Source organism: Kitasatospora sp. NPDC059747 (genome assembly GCF_042732955.1).
In the GTDB taxonomy this organism is placed as follows: domain Bacteria; phylum Actinomycetota; class Actinomycetes; order Streptomycetales; family Streptomycetaceae; genus Kitasatospora.
The window spans coordinates 1-18,247 of record NZ_JBHWGV010000100.1 but is presented as its reverse complement, the minus strand read 5'-3'; the positions used below and the strand labels follow the sequence as shown (position 1 = coordinate 18,247).

The window sequence follows — 18,247 nt, the reverse complement described above, 5'->3', positions numbered from 1 at the left end:
CGGTATTGAGCCGAACCGGCCCGCACACGGTTCGGGGGCCGACATCACACCTTCGAGCGAAGCCCGGCTCATTCCGGCCGGTGGGCCTCGGCGAAGTGCTCCGCATCCCACGTACCGCCCAGTTCCGGGGCCAGCGAGGCGAGGGCCAGCGCGGCGAAGTCGGCGGCGGCGCCGGCGCGTTCGGGGAGCGCGCCGAGGAGCGGGGCGCCGGCCGAGCGCGGCAGGTCGGCGAGGTTGCAGCGTTCGGCGAGGCCGGGCGCGGCGGGCCAGGAGCCGACGACGACGCCCGCGAGCGGAAGTCCGCGCGCCGCGAGGGCCTCCGCCGTCAGGGCGACGATGTTGAGGGTGCCGAGTCCGGCCGACGCGATGAGCAGCACCTCGGCGGGCAGTCCGGCCTCCAGCACGGCCCCGGCCTGGTCGGCGAGCGTCCGGCCCTCGTCGTCGTAGCGCACCAGCAGGCCGCCCGCGCCCTCGACCAGGACGAGGTCGTGCTCCGCCGCCAGCTCGCGGACGGTGGCGACGACGTCCTCCGGGGCCAGGCGCGGCATCCCGGCCCGGCGGGCCGCCGTGTCGGGGGCCAGCGGCTCGGGGTAGCGCACGAGCTCACGGATCGTCAGATCGCCCGCCAGGCGCCGGACTTCGGCCGCGTCCCCGGGCTCGCCGGGCGCGACGCCGGTCTGTCCGGGCTTGAGCACGGCGACCCGCAGGCCGCCGCGCAGGGCCGCCGACGCGACGGCCGCCGTGGCGATCGTCTTGCCGACGTCGGTGTTCGTCCCGGTGACGAACAGGATCCGCGCGCTCATCCCGTCACCGCCGCGGCGACTCGCGCTCATCCCGCCACCGCCGCGGCGGTTACGGCGGCCGCGATGCGGGCCACGTCCTCGTCCTGCGTCACGTAGGGGGGCATGGTGTAGATCAGGTCCCGGAAGGGGCGCAGCCAGACGCCCTCGCGGGCGGCGGCCTCGGTGGCGGCGGCGACGTCGACCGGGTGGTCCAACTGCACCACCCCGATGGCGCCCTGGACGCGCACGTCGTGCACGCCGGGTACGTCGGCGGCGGCCGCGAGCCCGTCCCGCAGGCCGTTGCCGATGCGCTTCACCTCGGTCTCCCAGTCCTGCCCGAGCAGCAGGTCGATGGAGGCGTTGGCGACCGCGCAGGCCAGCGGGTTGCCCATGAACGTCGGCCCGTGGGCCAGCACCGGCACCTCGCCGCGGCTGATCCCGTCCGCGACCTCGCCCGTGCAGAGCGCGGCGGCCAGCGTCAGGTACCCGCCGGTGATGGCCTTGCCGAGGCACATGACGTCGGGGGAGACGCCCGCGTGGTCGGCGGCGAACAGGGCGCCGCTGCGGCCGAACCCGGTCGCGATCTCGTCGAAGACGAGCAGCACGCCGTGCCGGTCGCACAGCTCGCGCAGCATCCGCAGGTAGGCGGGGGAGTGGAAGCGCATCCCGCCCGCGCCCTGGACGACCGGCTCGACGATGACGGCGGCGAGCTCGTCCGCGTGCCGCTCCATCAGCGCCTCGAACTCCCGCGCGTACGCGGGGTCGAGCGGCTCGTCGAACCCGGCGGGCGGCTGCGGCGCGAAGAGCTGCCCGGGCAGCACCCCGCCCCACAGGTGGTGCATGCCGCCGTCGGGGTCGCAGACGGACATCGGGTGGAAGGTGTCGCCGTGGTAGCCGCCGCGCCAGGTCAGCAGCCGTCGCTTCTCGGGGCGGCCGGTGGAGCGCCAGTACTGGAGGCACATCTTCATCGCGACCTCGACCGCGACCGAGCCGGAGTCGGCGAGGAAGACGTGCTGCAGCGGCTCGGGCGTGATCTCCACCAGCCGGGCCGCGAGCCGGACGGCGGGCTCGTGGGTGAGCCCGCCGAACATCACGTGGCTCATCCGCCCCAGCTGGTCCCGGACGGCCTCGTCGAGCACCGGGTGCCGGTACCCGTGGACGGCCGCCCACCAGGACGACATGCCGTCGACGAGCTCCCGCCGCCCGCCCGCGACCGGTTCGGCGAGCCGCAGCCGGACGCCGGAGGCGGACTCCACCACGAACGGGGTGGTGGTGCCGGGCATCGGGCCGTACGGGTGCCAGACGTGGGCGCGGTCGAGCGAGAGCAGCGTGTCCGGGGACAGCTGGGACGACATGACGGGGGTTCTCCTGGACTGTCGGGCGTGGAGCGTGGGTCCGGTGCCGGCCGGACGGCCGCGCGGCGGGCGCGCGGCCCCGGTGGCGGCCGAACCGTCAGGCGTTGGGCGCGAGTTCGGTGCCGGCGCCGCGGCGGCGGACCTTGACCAGGTCGCTGCGCAGTCCGTCCGTGGACTCGGCGGCGTCGTTCGCGACAGCAGCGGCCGGGGCGGGCTCCGCGTGGCCGTGCCCGCCGCAAGGGCCGCAGCCGCCGCCGCTGCCGCAGGCCGACGCGGCCGAACCGCAGCCGGAGGCGGTGGGGGCGGCGGCGCTCGTGCCGCAGCCGGAGGCCGTCGAGCCGCAGCCCGAGGCGGCGGCGATGTCGGCCCGGTGGCGCGGCAGGGTGGCCTCGCCCGCGCCCTCGACCTCGAAGCCCGCGTCCTTGATCATGTCGAGGTCGGTCTGCCCGGCCTGCCCCTCGCTGGTCAGGTAGTCGCCGAGGAAGATGGAGTTGGCGACGTGCAGGCCGAGCGGCTGCATCGAGCGCAGGTGCACCTCGCGCCCGCCGGCGATCCGCACCTCGGTGTCCGGGTTGACGAAGCGGACCATCGCGAGGATGCGCAGGCAGCGCTGCGGGGTGAGGTTCCACTCCTGGGCGAGCGGCGTGCCCTCGAACGGGATGAGGAAGTTGACCGGGACGGAGTCCGAGCCCAGCTCGCGCAGCGCGAACACGACGTCGACCAGGTCCTCGTCGCTCTCGCCCATGCCCGCGATGAGGCCCGAGCAGGCGGAGAGCCCGGCGCCGTGCGCCTTCTGCACGGTGTCCACGCGGTCCGCGTAGGTGTGGGTGGTGGCGATGTCGCCGTAGGTGCTCTCGGAGGTGTTGAGGTTGTGGTTGTAGGCGTCCGCGCCGGCCGCCTTCAGCCGCTCCGCCTGGTTGTCGGAGAGCAGGCCCAGGCAGACACAGATCTCGACCTCGGGGTCGGCGTCCTTGATGGCGGCCATGGTGTCGGTGACGCGGTCGATGTCGCGGTCCGTCGGGCCGCGGCCGCTGGCCACCAGGCAGACGCGCTTGGCGCCGCCCGCCACGCCGGCGCGCGCCGCGTCCGCGGCCTGCTCCGGCTTCAGCCAGGTGTACTTGAGGATCTCGGCCTTGGAGCCCAGCCGCTGCGAGCAGTAACTGCAGTCCTCGGGGCAGAGCCCGCTCTTGAGGTTCACCAGGTAGTTGAGCTTCACCCGGCGGCCGAACCACCTGCGGCGGACCTTGCCGGCGGCGGCGACGACGTCCAGCAGCTCGTCGTCGGTGGTGGCGAGGACGGCCAGCGCCTCCTCGCGGGTCGGGACTTCGCCGCGCAGGCCCTTGGCGGTGAGGGTATCGAGCAGATCCATGGGCCTGATCCTGCCTGTTGGTGTTCGGCCGACGCCAGAGCAAACCCACCAGAAGATCGGCGGGAGGATGTGCGAGTTGTCACAGTGTCGGAGCTCACGGTAGTGACGCGAGTCACGTCGGCGGTGACACGGTCGCCCGGACGGCCCGCGAGCGGCTGGTTCGCCGCCGAACGCAGTGCGTGGCGGGTTGTTACCCGGCAGTAGTGAGCGATGATCCACAAGCGCCGACCCCGTGATCTGGGCCACCCGGCCGTTGCTTAGAATCTGCGCCATGACCACGCAGGGGGAGCGCACCCCGACTCCGGGAGACGGCCAGACGGGCCAGGCAGGACAGCGGTTCGGCGGGGGCGCCGGCGCGTACCGGGGCAGGCGGCCGTCCGCCCGGCGGCTGATCGGCTGGACGGCGGTCGTGGGCGTGGTCGTGGCCGGCGGCTGGATCATCACCCGGCCCAATCCCGGCGACTACATACCCGGGCTCGGCCCGTCCGCCAAGGACGCGGCCAGGACCCCGCCGGTCGTCGGCGCCCCGCCGCCGCCCACCGACCCCGAGGCCCTCAACGTCGAGACGTACTTCCCGTCCCAGCGGCTGATCGAGCTCGGCGCCTACAAGGGCAAGCGCAACGGCGCGCGGCGCGGCGAGAACTGCGTCGAGGCGCAGCAGGACCGCGCCCAGGACCTGCTCAAGGACAGCGGCTGCCAGGCCTACCTGACCGTCAGCGTCACCGGCCAGGACAAGCCGGTGCTCAGCAGCGTCACCATCCTGCGCTTCGCCGACCAGGCCGCCGCCGGCCGGGCCGCGGAGGCGCTGCGCGCCAAGCCCGGTGCGCTGGCCTTCATCCTCCCCAACGCCGACGTGGACAACTCCCCGGCCGCCGCTGCCGCCAAGCCCGGCACCGAGCCGCGGGTCGAGGCGGTCGGGCACTACGTGACGGTGACCAGCTCCCGCCTGCCCGCCGACGCCCACGCGCCGTCCGCGACGCCCGGCACCGTGCCCGGCTCCGCGCCCGCGGCGAGCCCGTCGGCGTCCGGGACCCCGGCGCCCACGCCCGAGCAGGTCCTCGACGAGGCGACGCGCGCCGTGTCGTACACGGCGGGCGCGCAGTTCGTCTGGATGTAGGGCGCGTCTTTCGGATCAGCCCGGGTGATCCGAAAGACACGTCCCGGCCCGCCCACTGCAGTACGCCGGAGGGGGCCCGCTTGCTCAAGCGGGCCCCCTCCTTCACGTCTTGACGGGCCGTCGGCCGATCGTCAGCCGCCCAGCCGGTCCACCGCGGTCACGCGCACCACGGCGCGGCCCTCCTCGTCCGAGCCGTACAGGTCGACCTCCGCGCTGATCCCCCAGTCGTGGTCGCCCGCCGGATCGTCGAAGATCTGGCGGACCCGCCAGGCGGAGTCCTCCTCCTCGATGATCAGCATCTTCGGGCCGCGCGCGTCCGGGCCGGTGCCGAGGTCGTCGTACTCGTCCCAGTACCCGTCCATGGCGTCCGCCCAGCGGTCCGCGTCCCAGCCGTACTCGCCGTCCAGCTGTCCGAGTTCGTTCCAGTGCTCCAGCGCGCACAGCTCCACGCGGCGGAACAGCTCGTTGCGCACCAGCACCCGGAAGGCCCGCGCGTTGGCGGTGACCGGCGCCGCCTTGTCCTCCAGCGTCACCTCGGCGGTGGCCGCCTCGGTCGGGTTGGCGAGCTGCTCCCACTCGTCGAGCAAGCTGGAGTCGACCTGGCGGACCAGCTCGCCGAGCCACGCGATGACGTCCTTGAGGTCGTCGGTCTTCACGTCCTCGGGGACGGTCTGCTCCAGCGCCTTGTAGGCGCCCGCCAGGTAGCGCAGCACGATGCCCTCGGTGCGGGCCAGCTCGTAGTGGCCGACGTAGTCCGAGAACGTCATCGCCCGCTCGTACAGGTCGCGGACCACGGACTTCGGCGCCAGCTGGTGGTCGCCGATCCACGGGTGCGCCCGGCGGTAGACCTCGTAGGCGTGGGTGAGCAGCTCCTCCAGCGGCTTCGGGTACGTGATCTCCTGGAGCCGCTCCATGCGCTCCTCGTACTCGATCCCGTCGCGCTTCATCTCGCCGACGGCCTCGCCGCGCGCCTTGTTCTGCTGCGAGGCGAGGATCTGGCGCGGGTCGTCCAGCGTGGCCTCCACGACGGAGATCACGTCCATCGCGTACGACGGCGAGGCCGGGTCGAGCAGCTCGAAGGAGGCCAGCGCGAAGGTGGACAGCGGCTGGTTGAGCGCGAAGTTCTCCTGGAGGTCCAGGGTCAGGCGCACGATCCGGCCCTCGGCGTCCGGCTCCGGCAGCCGCTCGACCACGCCGCCCTCCAGCAGCGAGCGGTAGATCGCGATGGTGGTGCGGATGTGCCGGCGCTGCGCCGCCTTCTCCTCGTGGTTGTCGGTCAGCAGCTTGCGCATCGCCTCGAAGGCGTTGCCCGGGCGGCCGATCACCGACAGCAGCATCGCGTGGCTCACCTTGAACCGCGACACCAGCGGCTCCGGGTCGGCGGCGATCAGCTTCTCGAAGGTCTCCTCGGTCCAGCCGACGAAGCCCTCCGGGGCCTTCTTCCGGACGACCTTGCGCTTCTTCTTCGGGTCGTCCCCGGCCTTCGCGATCGCCTTGTCGTTCTCGATCACGTGCTCGGGCGCCTGCGCCACCACCTGGCCGACCGTGTCGAACCCGGCCCGCCCGGCCCGCCCGGCGATCTGGTGGAACTCGCGGGCGCGCAGGATCCGCACCCGGGTGCCGTCGTACTTCGACAGCGCGGTGAACAGCACCGTGCGGATCGGCACGTTGACGCCGACGCCGAGCGTGTCCGTCCCGCAGATGACCTTCAGCAGACCCGCCTGCGCCAGGCGCTCGACCAGCCGGCGGTACTTGGGCAGCATGCCCGCGTGGTGCACGCCGATGCCGTGCCGCACGAACCGCGACAGGTTGCGGCCGAACTTGGTGGTGAAGCGGAAGTTGCCGATCAGGTCGGCGATGGCGTCCTTCTCCGCCTTCGAGCACATGTTGATGCTCATCAGCGACTGCGCCCGCTCCACCGCCTCCTTCTGCGTGAAGTGCACGACGTAGACCGGCGCCTGGCCGGTCTTCAGCAGCTCCTCCAGTGTGTCGTGCATCGTCGTGCGGCGGTACTCGTAGAACAGCGGCACCGGACGCGTCGCGTTGCGCACCACGGTCGTCGGCCGGCCGGTGCGCCGGGTCAGGTCCTCCTCGAACCGGCGCACGTCGCCGAGCGTCGCCGACATCAGCAGGAACTGCGCCTGCGGCAGCTCCAGCAGCGGGATCTGCCACGCCCACCCGCGGTCCGGCTCCGCGTAGAAGTGGAACTCGTCCATCACGACCTGCCCGATGTCCGCCCGGGTACCGTCGCGCAGCGCGATCTGCGCCAGCACCTCGGCCGTGCAGCAGATGATCGGCGCGGTCGGGTTCACGCTCGCGTCGCCGGTCATCATGCCGACCTGCTCGGTGCCGAACATCTTCACCAGGTCGAAGAACTTCTCCGACACCAGCGCCTTGATCGGGGCGGTGTAGAACGTCCGCTGCCCCTCCGCCAGCGCGGCGAAGTGCGCCCCCGCCGCGACCAGGCTCTTCCCCGACCCGGTCGGCGTCGCGAGGATGACGTTGTTCCCCGACACCAACTCGATCAGCGCCTCCTCCTGCGCCGGGTACAGCGTGATCCCACGCTCCTCCGCCCAGGCTGCGAACGTCTCGAACAGCGCATCGGGCGTGGCGGGCTTCGGCATCAGATCTAGGAGGCTCACCCGGCTATCTTGCCTGCTGGCCGCCACCCCGGGCAAAGCCCGCCCCCTCACGACGGCACGGTGGGCGCACGATCGGCGCGCCGGACGTCCTGCGGGCGCGCACAACCGCGGGCGCCGATCATGTGCCGAGTCGCACATTGCCCGGTCGTCGGGGCGCGTGCCAGAGTGCCGGGCATGGCCCACCCCCTCGCGTCCGACGCCCCCGAATCGCACTCGACCGCCCCCGCCCCGGCGGGGGTCTTCGACTGGCTGGACGAGGCCGCCGCGCTGCGCGCCGACGCCGGGCTGACGCGGACGCTGCGCAGCCGGGAGGCCGAGGACGGGCTGCTGGACCTCGCGGGGAACGACTACCTCGGGCTCACCCGGCACCCGGTGGTGACCCGGGCGGCGGCGGACGCGGCGCTGCGGTGGGGCGGCGGGTCGACCGGATCGCGGCTGGTAACGGGCACGACGGCGCTGCACACCGAACTGGAGGAGGAACTGGCCGCGTTCTGCGGGGTGGAGGCCGCGCTGGTCTTCTCCTCCGGGTACACCGCCAACCTCGCCGCGCTCACCGCGCTCACCGACCCGGACACCGTCATCGTGTCCGACGCCTACAACCACGCCTCCCTCATCGACGGCTGCCGCCTCGCGCGCGCCGACGTCCACCGCGCCCCCCACAGCGACCCGGACGCCGTCCGCCGGGCGCTCGGCGAGCGCACGCAGCGGCGGGCGCTGGTCGTCACCGACTCCGTCTTCTCGGTGGACGGCGACGCCGCCCCGCTGCCCGCCCTCTCCGCCGCCGCCCGCGCCCACGGCGCCGCGCTGCTCGTCGACGACGCCCACGGGCTCGGCGTCCTCGGCCCCGGCGGCCGCGGCGCCCTCGCCGCGGCCGGCCTCGCCGGGCAGCCCGACACCGTCGCGACGGTGACGCTCTCCAAGTCCCTCGGCTCCCAGGGCGGCGCCGTCCTCGGTCCGCGCCGCGTCATCCGCCACCTGACCGAGACGGCCCGCACCTTCATCTTCGACACCGGCCTCGCCCCCGCCGCCGCCGGCGCGGCCCTCGCCGCCCTGCGCCTCCTGCGCGCCGAACCCCACCGCGCCGACCGCACCCGCGAGGTCGCCCGCACCCTCGCCGCCCGCCTCACCGCCGCCGGCCTGCACGCCTGCGAACCGGACGCCGCCGTGGTCTCCGTCCGGGCCCCCGGCCCCGAGGCCGCCGTCGCCTGGGCCGCCGACTGCCGCCGCGCCGGCCTCGCCGTCGGCTGCTTCCGCCCCCCGTCCGTCCCGGACGGCATCTCCCGCCTGCGCCTCACCGCCCGCGGCGACCTGACGGACGCCCAGATCGCCGAAGCCGTCGGCACCATCACCGACCTGGCCCCGGCGGGCGCCCGGCTGGGGTGACGCCCCCGGGGGTCAGGGCGTGAGGTCGATGACCCGGACCGCCTCTCCGGCCCACCGCTTGGGTTCTGCGGTGGCGACGACCGCCCCGGCCGGGCGGTCCGGGGTCGGTGTGGCGGCGTAACGGGTGTGTGCGTGGGCCCAGGTGGAGTCGGCGGCCACGGTCAGGGCGGCTGCGAGATCGAGGTCCAGGACGGTGATCCCCGGCAGCGCGGCCAGTTGTTCTGCTGTTCCCGGCCGGACGCGGTCGGCCTCTACCAGGGCACAGGTGGGGGCGTAGAGATACCAGCCGGGCTCGGAATGGGCCTGGTGGATGATGCGGGAAGCCAGGATGTTCCCGCGGCCGGCGGCCACCATGGCGGTGTCGTCGAGGATCACGTGGAGTTCGGTCACCTGATGCCCGCCTCTGTCAACCGCCGGTTGAGTTCGGCGTCCAGTTCCTTGATCCGCTCGGGGCTCGGGTCATAGCCGTTCCAGGCCTTGAGGACAGTGCGCGCCTGTTCGGCACGTTCTGCGCGTTCGTCCGGAGTCAGCGTGGTCTCGGCCAGCCGGGCGAGGTAGGCGCGGAGCGACAGGTGTTCGGCGGCCGCTATCTTGGCAAGCCTGTCGCGGGCCTCGACGGGAATCCGGATGTTGGCGTCGGCCATCGTTTGCCTCCTTTTGGCTGCCGCCAGCATATGGGTACGCACCTGTACCCGTGCCCGGATCGGGCGAACCACACCCGATCGGGTGACGGCAACCAGGGGTCGGCGGCGGGCGTCCCCCGTGGCGGGGGTGGGTCATGGCGGATCGGCGGGCGGTGGCCGTGGTCGTCGGGGTGCTGCTGCTCTGGTTGTCGGGGTGGCTGGTCGGCGGGCCGGTGCGGCAGTTCGAGCGGGCGGCCGGGCTGGTGGGGGTGTCGGGGGAGTTCACGGCCGCCACGTGCGTGATCTCCGCCTACGAGGACGGGCCGCCGCCCGCGGACTGCCGGGGCGTGTTCCGGCCGGACGGCGGCGGTGCGGCGAACGAGCGGGCGCGGATCTGGTCCGGGGCCTCGGTGGGGCAGGGCGTGCGGGCGGTGTGCGAGGGCGACGAGTGCCACGTCGTCTCGGCGGCCGAGGTCGCGCGGACGGTCACCTTGATCTCGCTGACGCTGCTGCCCGGCGCGGTCGGGCTGCTGGTGATGGTGGGGCTCGGGCTGGGCATGGCCGAGGGAAAGGCGATGCTCGTGCCGGGGGTGGTGGCAGCCGTCCTGGTCGTGGTGCTGACGCTCGCCGGGGTGGCCTGGATCGCCCTGGCCGTCATCGGACTCTGAGGCCGCCCAGCTCCGCCAGGAAGACGGTGTCCGCGCCGCCCCGCCCCGCGGCGAGGCGCGGCGCGGCGACGATCGGCGCGATCGCGCGGCACCAGGCGAGGACGCGGGCGGGGTCGGAGCCGGGGACGAGCGGGCAGAGGGCTGCGATGCGCCCATCGAGGTCCGTGCGGGACGTCACGGCGTCGAGCACCCAGTCGAGGAGGTCGAAGTCCGGGTCGCCGAGCGTCGCGCGCGGGTCGATGGCGACCGGTCCGTCCGGCCCGTCGAGGACGTTGCCGGGGTGCAGGTCGCCGTGGACGAGGGCGACGGGGCCGTCCGCCGCGAGCGCGAGGGCGAACGCACGCGCCGACGCCGGGACGAGCCCGGGGGCACGACGCTCGGTGAGGTCGAACAGGAAGTCCACCCGCTGCGCCAGCGACGGCAGGGCCACCCCGTCGACGGGGACGGACCGCAGCGCCGACAGCACACCCGCGACCTCCTCCGGCCGCCACGCCCGCTGCCGCAGCGTCGTCCCCGGGGCGACGCCCGCGAGCAGCAGCGCGCCCGTCGCGTCGTCGTGCGCGAGCAGCCGGACGACGGAGGGCAGGCCCGCCCAGGCCCGCAGCGCCGCCTCCTCCTCGGCCGCGACCCGGCGGTCCGGCGTGAGCTTGAGCCACACGGTGGCGCCGGCGACGTCCGTGCAGCGGAACACCCGGGCCGTCCCGCCCCCGCCCGCCGCGACCACGCTCAGGCCCCAACGTGCTGCGAGCCCGTCCACGAGCTCCGGCAGTGCGTCGCACCACGCCTCCGCCGACGGCCCGAAGCGGACGGCGAACCGGGCGCGGACGTCTTCCGGGACGGTGGTTGTCACGGCCGCCCCACGATCAGTAGCACCTCGGCGCCGACGGGCTTGTACCCGGCGGCCTGGAACGCGCGGACGCTGGTCGCATTGCCCGGCGCCTGCTGCGCCCACAGGACGTCGCCCTCGGGCAGCAGGTGTCGGGCGGCCGTGGCCAGGGCCCGGCCGAGGCCACGCCCGCGGGCCTGCGGGTCGACCTCGATCGCGGCCTCCCAGCGGCCGGCGACGCCGCGGCCGAGGACGAGCACGCCGCCCTCGGCGGTGAACGCGCGGACGTCCTCGCGGTACCGCAGGGCGCGGACGACGCGCGGGTGCTCCCGGTCCTCGACGGGGGCCAGCGGGAGCGGCGGCGGGCCGGGCAGGCGGGTGGCGACGGTGAGCAGGTCGATGTTGTTGACCACGCGCCCGGTGCGCGCGGCGAAGGCGGTGAGGAACGGCGGGCAGAGCGGCGCGGCGAGCGGATCGCTCGGCACGGCGGCGAGCGTCCCGTGCACCCAGGCCGGCTCCTCGTCGGTGAAGACGACCGCGTGCGCGGAGAACGACAGCACACCCGCCTCACGCTCCGACGGCTGCGGGACGACCGTCACCGCTCCGTCCGACGGCGGGAAGACCCCGCCCGCCGCGTCCGCCAGAATCTCCGCCAGCCCCCGTGTTCCCATGGCGCCGAGCCTAGCGGGCTACGTCACGTCACTTCTTCTTGGCCCGGCTCGGCTGGACCCGCGTCGGCTCGCCCTCGGCCTTGGGATGGTCGGGCGGGTACGGGAGTTCGCCGAGGCCCTCGTCGTGCAGCTGCTTGTCGTACAGCTCCAGCAGCGCCTCCAGGCGGAACGCCTCGTCCTCCATCCCGGCGTTCAGGTCGCCGAGTTCGGCGAAGCGGGCGGGGACGGTCCGCAGGTCGAAGTCTTCGGGGGCGGCGTCGTCGAGCTCGTCCCAGCGCAGCGGGGCGGAGGCGGTGGCGCGGGGGCGGGCGCGCAGGGAGTAGGCGGAGGCGATGGTGCGGTCCCGGGCCATCTGGTTGTAGTCGACGAAGATGCGCTCGCCGCGCTCCTCCTTCCACCACGCGGTGGTGACCTTCCCGGGCATGCGCTGCTCCAGCACCCGGCCGAGCGCGATCACCGCGTGCCGGCCGTCGGTGAACGTCCACTCCGGCGCCAGCGGGACGTAGACGTGCAGGCCGCGCCCGCCGGAGGACTTGGGCCAGCCGCGCAGCCCGAACTCCTCCAGGAGCGCCCGCAGTTCGTGGGCGGCGCGGACGGCGTCGTGGAAGTCGGTACCGGGCTGCGGGTCGAGGTCGATGCGCAGCTCGTCGATGTGGTCGGTGTCGGCGCGGCGGACCGGCCAGGGGTGGAAGGTGAGGCAGCCGAGGTTCGCGGCCCACAGGACGGCGGCGGGTTCGGTGGGGCAGATCTCGTCGGCGGAGCGCCCGCTGGGGAAGTTGATGCGGGCGGTGGGCAGCCACTCGGGCAGGCCCTTGGGGGCGCGCTTCTGGTAGAAGAACTCGCCCTCGACGCCGTCCGGGAAGCGCTGCAGCGTGGTCGGCCGGTCGCGCAGCCCGCGCAGCACGCCGTCGGCGACGGCCAGGTAGTACTGCGCGACGTCGAGCTTGGTGAACCCGCGTTCCGGGTAGTACACCTTGTCCGGGTTCGACAGGCGGACGGTGCGCCCGGCGACCTCCAGTTCCACGGCTGAGCCCATGCCTCTCACGCTAAGCGCGCCGCGCCCGCCGCGCGCCTTTTGGCGGCGCGCGCGAGGATCGGACCCATGGACCTGCCCGTGATGCCGCCGGTGGCGCCGATGCTCGCCAAGTCGGTGGCGAAGATCCCGCCGGGGATGCAGTACGAGGCCAAGTGGGACGGCTTCCGCACGATCGTGTTCCGCGACGGCGCCGACGTCGAGCTCGGCAGCCGCACCGGCAAGCCGCTGACCAGGTACTTCCCCGAACTGGTGGTGGCGTTGCGGCGGGAGCTGCCGGAGCGCTGCGTGGTCGACGGCGAGGTGGTCATCGCCCGGGACGGGCGGCTGCGGTTCGAGGAGCTGCTGGAGCGCATCCACCCGGCCGCGAGCCGGGTGAAGCTGCTGGCCGAGCGGACGCCCGCCTCGTTCGTCGCCTTCGACCTGCTCGCGCTCGGCGACGCGTCGCTGCTGGACGAGCCGCTGTCGGCGCGCCGGGTGGCGCTGGAGTCGGCGCTCGCCGGCGCCGCCGACCCGGTGTTCACCGCCCCCGCCTCGACCGACCGCGACCTCGCGCAGACCTGGTTCGCCGAGTACGAGGGCGCGGGGCTGGACGGCGTGGTGGCCAAGCCGCTGGACCAGCCCTACCGGCCGGGGGAGCGGACCATGTTCAAGATCAAGCACGAGCGCACCGCCGACTGCGTGGTGGCCGGCTACCGCGAGCACAAGAGCGGCCCGGTCGTCGGCTCGCTGCTGCTCGGCATCAACGACGCCGGGGGCCGGCTCCAGCACGTCGGCGTGTGCGCCGCCTTCTCGATGGCCCGGCGCCGTGAACTGGCCGAGGAGCTGGCGCCGCTGCGCCTGACGGACCTCTCCGAACACCCGTGGGGCGCCTGGGCCGACGAGGCCGCGCACGCGGAGGGCAGGCTGCCGGGGGCGGTCAGCCGGTGGACCGGCACCAAGGACCTCTCGTGGGTGGCGCTGCGCCCGGAGCGGGTGGTCGAGGTCGCGTACGACCACATGGAGGGCACGCGCTTCCGGCACACCGCCCAGTTCCGCCGCTGGCGCCCGGACCGCACGCCGGCGAGCTGCACGTACGACCAGCTGGAGGAGCCGGTGTCGTACGATCTGGCCCGGGTACTGGGCATGTGACTGAGCGTCCAGGAGGAGGCCCGACCCCGGAAGGGTTGGGCCTCCTCCTTTGATGCGCTCAAGCCCGCACGGTGGAGGGCGAGTTGCCCGCCGGGAGCAACGGCGAGATCCCGGTGGACGCCGAACTCGACGCGGAGCCCGAGGCCGACCCCGAAGGCGACCCCGAAGCCGAGCCGGAGGCCGAGGCCGACCCCGACGCCGGTGCCGACGGCGCGGCCGTCGCCGGCGGGATCGAGTAGACGTACTTCGGCGAGAGGATCTTGGTGATCTCGTTCGCGAACAGCGAGGACGGCTCCGAACCCTGGTACAGCACATCGGTGTTGAGCTGCAGCGCCAGCGTGCTCTGCGCCTGCGGCAGGTACACCGCGACGCTCTCGTAGCCCGGCATCGAGCCGTTGTGCCCGATCCACCCGTTGTTGTTGAACAGCCCGAAGCCGTAGCCGACGCCGGGGTCGGGGGTCGGCAGGGTCTTGAGGCGCTCGACCTGAGTGGCAGGCTTCACGAGGGCGCCGGTGGCCATGGTCTTGGCCCAGCTCTCCAGGTCGGCCACGGTGCTGATGATCGCGCCGGCCGTCCAGGCCCAGGACGGGTCCCAGTTGGTGGCGTCCGCGATCGCCCCGGTCGGCGTCTGCTCGGTGTAGCCGTGGGCGTACGGCGAGGGCATGGTCCGGTCGGTGGCGAAGCTGGTCTGGCCCAGCGTGGCCGGCGTGATGACCTGGTCCGTGATGTACTGCCCGGCCGGCTGCCCGCCGAGCTTCTCGACCAGCTTGCCCAGGATGATGTAGTTGCTGTTGTTGTACTGGAACTGCGTGCCGGGCGGGGACACCGCCGGGTGCTTGTATCCGTAGGCCAGCAGCTGGTCCGGGGTGAACACGTGGTTCGGGTCGTTGATCAGCGTGTTCACGAAGTCCGGGTCGGAGCTGTACGGGAACAGCCCGCTGCGCATCTCGCCGAGCTGGCGCACGGTGATCCCGTCGCCGCCGGGGACGCCGTCCACGTACTTGGAGATCGGGTCGTCCAGGCCCACCTTGCCCTGGTCGACCAGGCGCAGCACGGCGGTCGCCGTGAAGGTCTTGGTCTCGCTGCCGATCCGCAGGTGGAGCGAGGGGTCCATGGCCGTTCCGGCGGTCTTGTCGGCGACGCCGAAGGACTTCAGGTACGTCCCGCCGGGGGTGATGATCCCGACGTTGATGCCGGGGACACCGGTCTGGGTCAGGACCCGCTGGACCGCCGCGTCGAGCTTGGCGGTGACGTCCGGGGTGAGCGCCACGACGCCGTTCGGGGACGTGCTGCCCGACGGGGAGGCGTAGGACGGGCTGAGCGCGGCCGGTTCGGCGGTGATCACCGGCTCGGCGGCCTGCTTCCCGGACGACGAGCCGGAGCAGGCCGCGGCGGAGAGCAGGCCGGTCAGCGCCAGTGCGGCGGCGCCCGCCCGGCGGACCGGGCTGGGCGTGGCGGTGCACCGGGGGACGGCTATGGACCGGGGAACGGCCGGGCGCGGCCGTCGGGTCTTGGTCATGGATCGAGGCGCCTCTCTGGGGCGAATCTCTGGGGCGGAGGGCCCCGGAGCCGCTGCTCCACGGGGCCGCACGGGAGCAGCGCCACCGTAAGCACCGCTGCCGACCGGCCGCGCGCGGGCCGACTTCCGGCTGATCCGAACGGGCCCGCCGTCAGCCGAGTGCCCCAATCCGGCTGGCGGCGCGCTGTCAAGTACCCCGTCCGGACGCCCGGTTGGTGTCGCCGTGGCGGCCGCACGCTCCGCCGAACGGGTGGCCGACGGCACGCCGCACCCGCGCCGGGGCCCAGCTCGGGCACGATCGTTTAGCCCAGCTGTGGCCGCCCTTAAGAATTCCTCGATGGACCGCACCCCTCCCCACCAGGCAGATTTCTGCCTGCCCGGAGGTGCGGTCGCCAGGAGCGGCCGCTGCGGGCCGCCTCGGCCTGCCCACGTCCGCAGGCGCCCATTCGCACGTCAGGAGCCGAAGCCCGTGAAGGCACTCGTCAAGCACAAGAGCGAGCCCGGACTCTGGCTGATGGACGTCCCGAAGCCGGAGATCGGCCCCGGCGAGGTGCTGATCAAGGTCCTGCGGACCGGCATCTGCGGCACGGACCTGCACATCCGCAAGTGGGACGGCTGGGCGCAGCAGACCATCAAGACTCCGATGGTGATCGGCCACGAGTTCGTCGGCGAGGTCGCCGAGATCGGCGCCGGCGTCGCGGACATCGCGGTCGGCGACCTGGTCAGCGGCGAGGGCCACCTGGTCTGCGGCAAGTGCCGCAACTGCCTGGCCGGCCGCCGCCACCTGTGCCGCAACACGATCGGCCTGGGCGTCAACCGCGACGGCGCGTTCGCCGAGTACGTCGCCCTGCCCGCCTCCAACGTCTGGGTGCACCGGGTGCCGGTCGACCTCGACGTGGCCGCGATCTTCGACCCGTTCGGCAACGCCGTGCACACCGCGCTGTCCTTCCCGCTGGTCGGCGAGGACGTGCTGGTCACCGGCGCCGGCCCGATCGGGATCATGGCCGCCGCCGTCGCCAAGCACGCCGGCGCGCGCAACGTGATGATCACCGACGTCTCCCCGTACCGCCTCGACCTGGCCCGCGAGGTCGGCGTGACGCTGGCGCTCAACGTCGCCGAGCACACCATCGAGGAGGGCCAGCAGAAGCTCGGCCTGCGCGAGGGCTTCGACGTCGGCCTGGAGATGTCCGGCCGCCCCGAGGCGATGCAGTCGATGATCGCCAACATGACCCACGGCGGGAAGATCGCCATGCTCGGCCTGCCCGCCGACGACTTCCCGGTCGACTGGGCCCGCGTCGTCACCTCGATGATCACCATCAAGGGCATCTACGGCCGCGAGATGTTCGAGACCTGGTACGCGATGTCCGTGCTGCTGGAGGGCGGCCTGGACCTCAGCCCGGTGATCACCGGCCGCTACGCCGCCGACGACTTCGAGGCCGCCTTCGACGACGCGGCCGGCGGGAACTGCGGCAAGATCATCCTCGACTGGACCGCCTGAGCCTGCCGGAGCCCGCCTGAGCCCGCCGGAGCGCGTCAGCCCCGCCGGACCGCCTGAGCACCGCCCCGCTCCGCCCGAGCACCGCCCGCCTGAGCACCGCCCGCCCGAGCACCGCCCCGCTCCGCCCCGCCGAATCGACTAGGAGACCGTTCGTGTTCGACAACGTGCGCGCCGACATCGCCGCCACCCTCGACGAGATCCGCGAGGCCGGCCTGTTCAAGCCGGAGCGGGTGATCGGCTCTCCGCAGAGCGCCGCCGTCACCGTCACCGGCGGCGGCCGCCCCGGCGAGGTGCTCAACTTCTGCGCCAACAACTACCTCGGCCTGGCCGACCACCCCGAGGTGCTGGCCGCCGCCAAGGACGCGCTGGACCGCTGGGGCTACGGCATGGCCTCGGTGCGCTTCATCTGCGGCACGCAGGACGTCCACAAGGAGCTGGAGGACCGCCTCTCGGCGTTCCTCGGCCAGGAGGACACCATCCTGTACTCCTCCTGCTTCGACGCCAACGGCGGCGTCTTCGAGACCCTCCTCGACGCCAACGACGCCGTCATCTCCGACGCGCTCAACCACGCGAGCATCATCGACGGCATCCGGCTCAGCAAGGCCCGCCGCCACCGCTACGCCAACCGCGACATGGCCGACCTGGAGCAGCAGCTCAAGGAGACCCAGGACGCCCGCCGCCGCCTGATCGTCACCGACGGCGTCTTCTCGATGGACGGCTACGTCGCCCCGCTGCGCGAGATCTGCGACCTCGCCGACCGCTACGACGCGATGGTCATGGTCGACGACTCGCACGCCGTCGGCTTCGTCGGCGCCGGCGGCCGCGGCACCCCCGAGCTGCACGGCGTGATGGACCGCGTGGACATCATCACCGGCACCCTCGGCAAGGCCCTCGGCGGCGCTTCCGGCGGCTACGTCGCCGCCCGCCGCGAGATCGTCGCCCTGCTGCGCCAGCGCTCGCGCCCGTACCTGTTCTCCAACTCGCTCGCCCCGGTGATCGCGGCCGCCTCGCTGAAGGTGCTCGACCTGGTCGAGAACTCGAACGAGCTGCGCGAGCGGCTCGCGGCCAACACGGCACTGTTCCGCACGAAGATGACCGAGGCTGGGTTCGAGATCCTGCCCGGCGACCACGCGATCGCCCCGGTGATGATCGGCGACGCGGCGAAGGCGGGCCGGCTCGCCGAGCTCCTGCTGGAGCGCGGTGTGTACGTGATCGGCTTCTCCTACCCGGTCGTGCCGCACGGCCAGGCCCGCATCCGGGTGCAGCTGTCGGCCGCGCACTCCACCGAGGACGTCGAGCGCGCCGTGGCGGCCTTTGTCGACGCGCGCGCCGCGCTCGGGGAGTAGTCCCGCCGGGGCCCGGCCCCCATGAACCGCCCGTGGCCGGTCCGCTCGGAACCGGACCGGCCACGGGCTCCAAGAACCAACTGCCCCACCCTCCCGCCCGGGAGGGGGAAGCCGTCCCCCCGCGGCTTCCCCCTCCCGTTCGCGGTTCCGGCGCCCGGTCCCGGCCGGTGCGGCGGCGGCCGCGAGCGCCGCCGCGGTCGGCGTGAAGATCGACACAAGGACGGCCAACGCCCTTTCCGTACAGTGGAATCCGGGCCGCCGCCCGGCGGGGCCCCGGCCGGCCC

16 protein-coding genes are annotated in these 18,247 nt (G+C 73.6%); 6 read left to right on the top strand and 10 right to left on the bottom strand.

Annotation, left to right across the window (positions count from 1 at the left end; translation table 11 throughout):
- Window positions 1-68: 68 nt before the first annotated feature.
- The 3 genes from bioD to bioB all read right to left on the bottom strand — a co-directional run bounded on the left by bioD (window position 69) and on the right by bioB (window position 3,506).
- Window positions 69-833, bottom strand: coding sequence for a dethiobiotin synthase (gene bioD / locus ACFV4G_RS32950; RefSeq protein WP_380445840.1), 765 nt, complete (start codon window positions 831-833; stop codon window positions 69-71).
- Window positions 830-2,137, bottom strand: a complete 1,308-nt coding sequence (locus tag ACFV4G_RS32945) for an adenosylmethionine--8-amino-7-oxononanoate transaminase (RefSeq protein ID WP_380445839.1) — start codon at window positions 2,135-2,137, stop codon at window positions 830-832. The genes bioD and ACFV4G_RS32945 overlap by 4 nt, the downstream gene beginning before the upstream one ends.
- Before the next feature lie 97 nt (window positions 2,138-2,234).
- Complete coding sequence (gene bioB, locus ACFV4G_RS32940) at window positions 2,235-3,506, bottom strand: biotin synthase BioB (protein ID WP_380445838.1); 1,272 nt, start codon at window positions 3,504-3,506, stop codon at window positions 2,235-2,237.
- 271 nt (window positions 3,507-3,777) lie between these two features.
- Here bioB and ACFV4G_RS32935 point away from each other — a divergent pair, with 271 nt between their 5' ends.
- Window positions 3,778-4,623 carry a hypothetical protein gene (locus tag ACFV4G_RS32935; RefSeq protein ID WP_380445837.1) on the top strand — a complete coding sequence of 282 codons (846 nt, stop codon included), beginning with the start codon at window positions 3,778-3,780 and terminating at the stop codon, window positions 4,621-4,623.
- A 131-nt stretch (window positions 4,624-4,754) separates the two neighbouring features.
- Here ACFV4G_RS32935 and ACFV4G_RS32930 read toward each other — a convergent pair whose 3' ends face one another.
- Window positions 4,755-7,247 carry a DEAD/DEAH box helicase gene (locus tag ACFV4G_RS32930; protein ID WP_380445858.1) on the bottom strand — a complete coding sequence of 831 codons (2,493 nt, stop codon included), beginning with the start codon at window positions 7,245-7,247 and terminating at the stop codon, window positions 4,755-4,757.
- 192 nt (window positions 7,248-7,439) lie between these two features.
- Here ACFV4G_RS32930 and ACFV4G_RS32925 point away from each other — a divergent pair, with 192 nt between their 5' ends.
- Window positions 7,440-8,648, top strand: coding sequence for an 8-amino-7-oxononanoate synthase (locus ACFV4G_RS32925; protein ID WP_380445836.1), 1,209 nt, complete (start codon window positions 7,440-7,442; stop codon window positions 8,646-8,648).
- A gap of 12 nt (window positions 8,649-8,660) precedes the next feature.
- On the opposite strand, the gene ACFV4G_RS32920 is transcribed toward ACFV4G_RS32925, so the two are convergent.
- Together ACFV4G_RS32920 and ACFV4G_RS32915 are read right to left on the bottom strand one after the other, a co-directional pair.
- Window positions 8,661-9,002 carry a hypothetical protein gene (locus ACFV4G_RS32920; RefSeq protein WP_380445857.1) on the bottom strand — a complete coding sequence of 114 codons (342 nt, stop codon included), beginning with the start codon at window positions 9,000-9,002 and terminating at the stop codon, window positions 8,661-8,663.
- 32 nt (window positions 9,003-9,034) lie between these two features.
- On the bottom strand, window positions 9,035-9,292 hold the full coding sequence (locus ACFV4G_RS32915; protein WP_380445835.1) for a hypothetical protein: 258 nt from the start codon (window positions 9,290-9,292) through the stop codon (window positions 9,035-9,037).
- Between the two features lie 134 nt (window positions 9,293-9,426).
- Between ACFV4G_RS32915 and ACFV4G_RS32910 the strand changes: the two genes are divergently transcribed.
- The gene (locus ACFV4G_RS32910; RefSeq protein ID WP_380445834.1) at window positions 9,427-9,939 is read left to right on the top strand and encodes a hypothetical protein; all 513 of its coding nucleotides are present in this window, start codon (window positions 9,427-9,429) and stop codon (window positions 9,937-9,939) included.
- On the opposite strand, the gene ACFV4G_RS32905 is transcribed toward ACFV4G_RS32910, so the two are convergent.
- Genes ACFV4G_RS32905 through ligD form a run of 3 tightly spaced genes read right to left on the bottom strand, consistent with a single transcriptional unit; the run spans window position 9,926 to window position 12,472 of the window.
- A complete protein-coding gene (locus ACFV4G_RS32905) occupies window positions 9,926-10,789 on the bottom strand; it encodes an aminoglycoside phosphotransferase family protein (protein ID WP_380445833.1) in 864 nt (287 codons plus the stop codon). The genes ACFV4G_RS32910 and ACFV4G_RS32905 overlap by 14 nt on opposite strands.
- Window positions 10,786-11,436, bottom strand: a complete 651-nt coding sequence (locus ACFV4G_RS32900) for a GNAT family N-acetyltransferase (protein WP_380445832.1) — start codon at window positions 11,434-11,436, stop codon at window positions 10,786-10,788. The genes ACFV4G_RS32905 and ACFV4G_RS32900 overlap by 4 nt, the downstream gene beginning before the upstream one ends.
- Before the next feature lie 28 nt (window positions 11,437-11,464).
- Window positions 11,465-12,472, bottom strand: a complete 1,008-nt coding sequence (ligD, locus tag ACFV4G_RS32895) for a non-homologous end-joining DNA ligase (protein ID WP_380445831.1) — start codon at window positions 12,470-12,472, stop codon at window positions 11,465-11,467.
- Window positions 12,473-12,538: 66 nt separating this feature from the next.
- On the opposite strand from ligD, the gene ACFV4G_RS32890 reads away from it, so the two are divergent.
- Window positions 12,539-13,600, top strand: a complete 1,062-nt coding sequence (locus tag ACFV4G_RS32890; RefSeq protein WP_380445830.1) for an ATP-dependent DNA ligase — start codon at window positions 12,539-12,541, stop codon at window positions 13,598-13,600.
- 58 nt (window positions 13,601-13,658) lie between these two features.
- On the opposite strand, the gene ACFV4G_RS32885 is transcribed toward ACFV4G_RS32890, so the two are convergent.
- Complete coding sequence (locus ACFV4G_RS32885; protein ID WP_380445829.1) at window positions 13,659-15,119, bottom strand: serine hydrolase domain-containing protein; 1,461 nt, start codon at window positions 15,117-15,119, stop codon at window positions 13,659-13,661.
- Window positions 15,120-15,588: 469 nt separating this feature from the next.
- On the opposite strand from ACFV4G_RS32885, the gene tdh reads away from it, so the two are divergent.
- A complete protein-coding gene (gene tdh, locus ACFV4G_RS32880; RefSeq protein ID WP_380445828.1) occupies window positions 15,589-16,617 on the top strand; it encodes an L-threonine 3-dehydrogenase in 1,029 nt (342 codons plus the stop codon).
- Between the two features lie 152 nt (window positions 16,618-16,769).
- Entirely contained in the window at window positions 16,770-17,963 is a 1,194-nt protein-coding gene (locus ACFV4G_RS32875) for a glycine C-acetyltransferase (RefSeq protein WP_380445827.1), read from the top strand.
- Window positions 17,964-18,247: the final 284 nt, after the last annotated feature.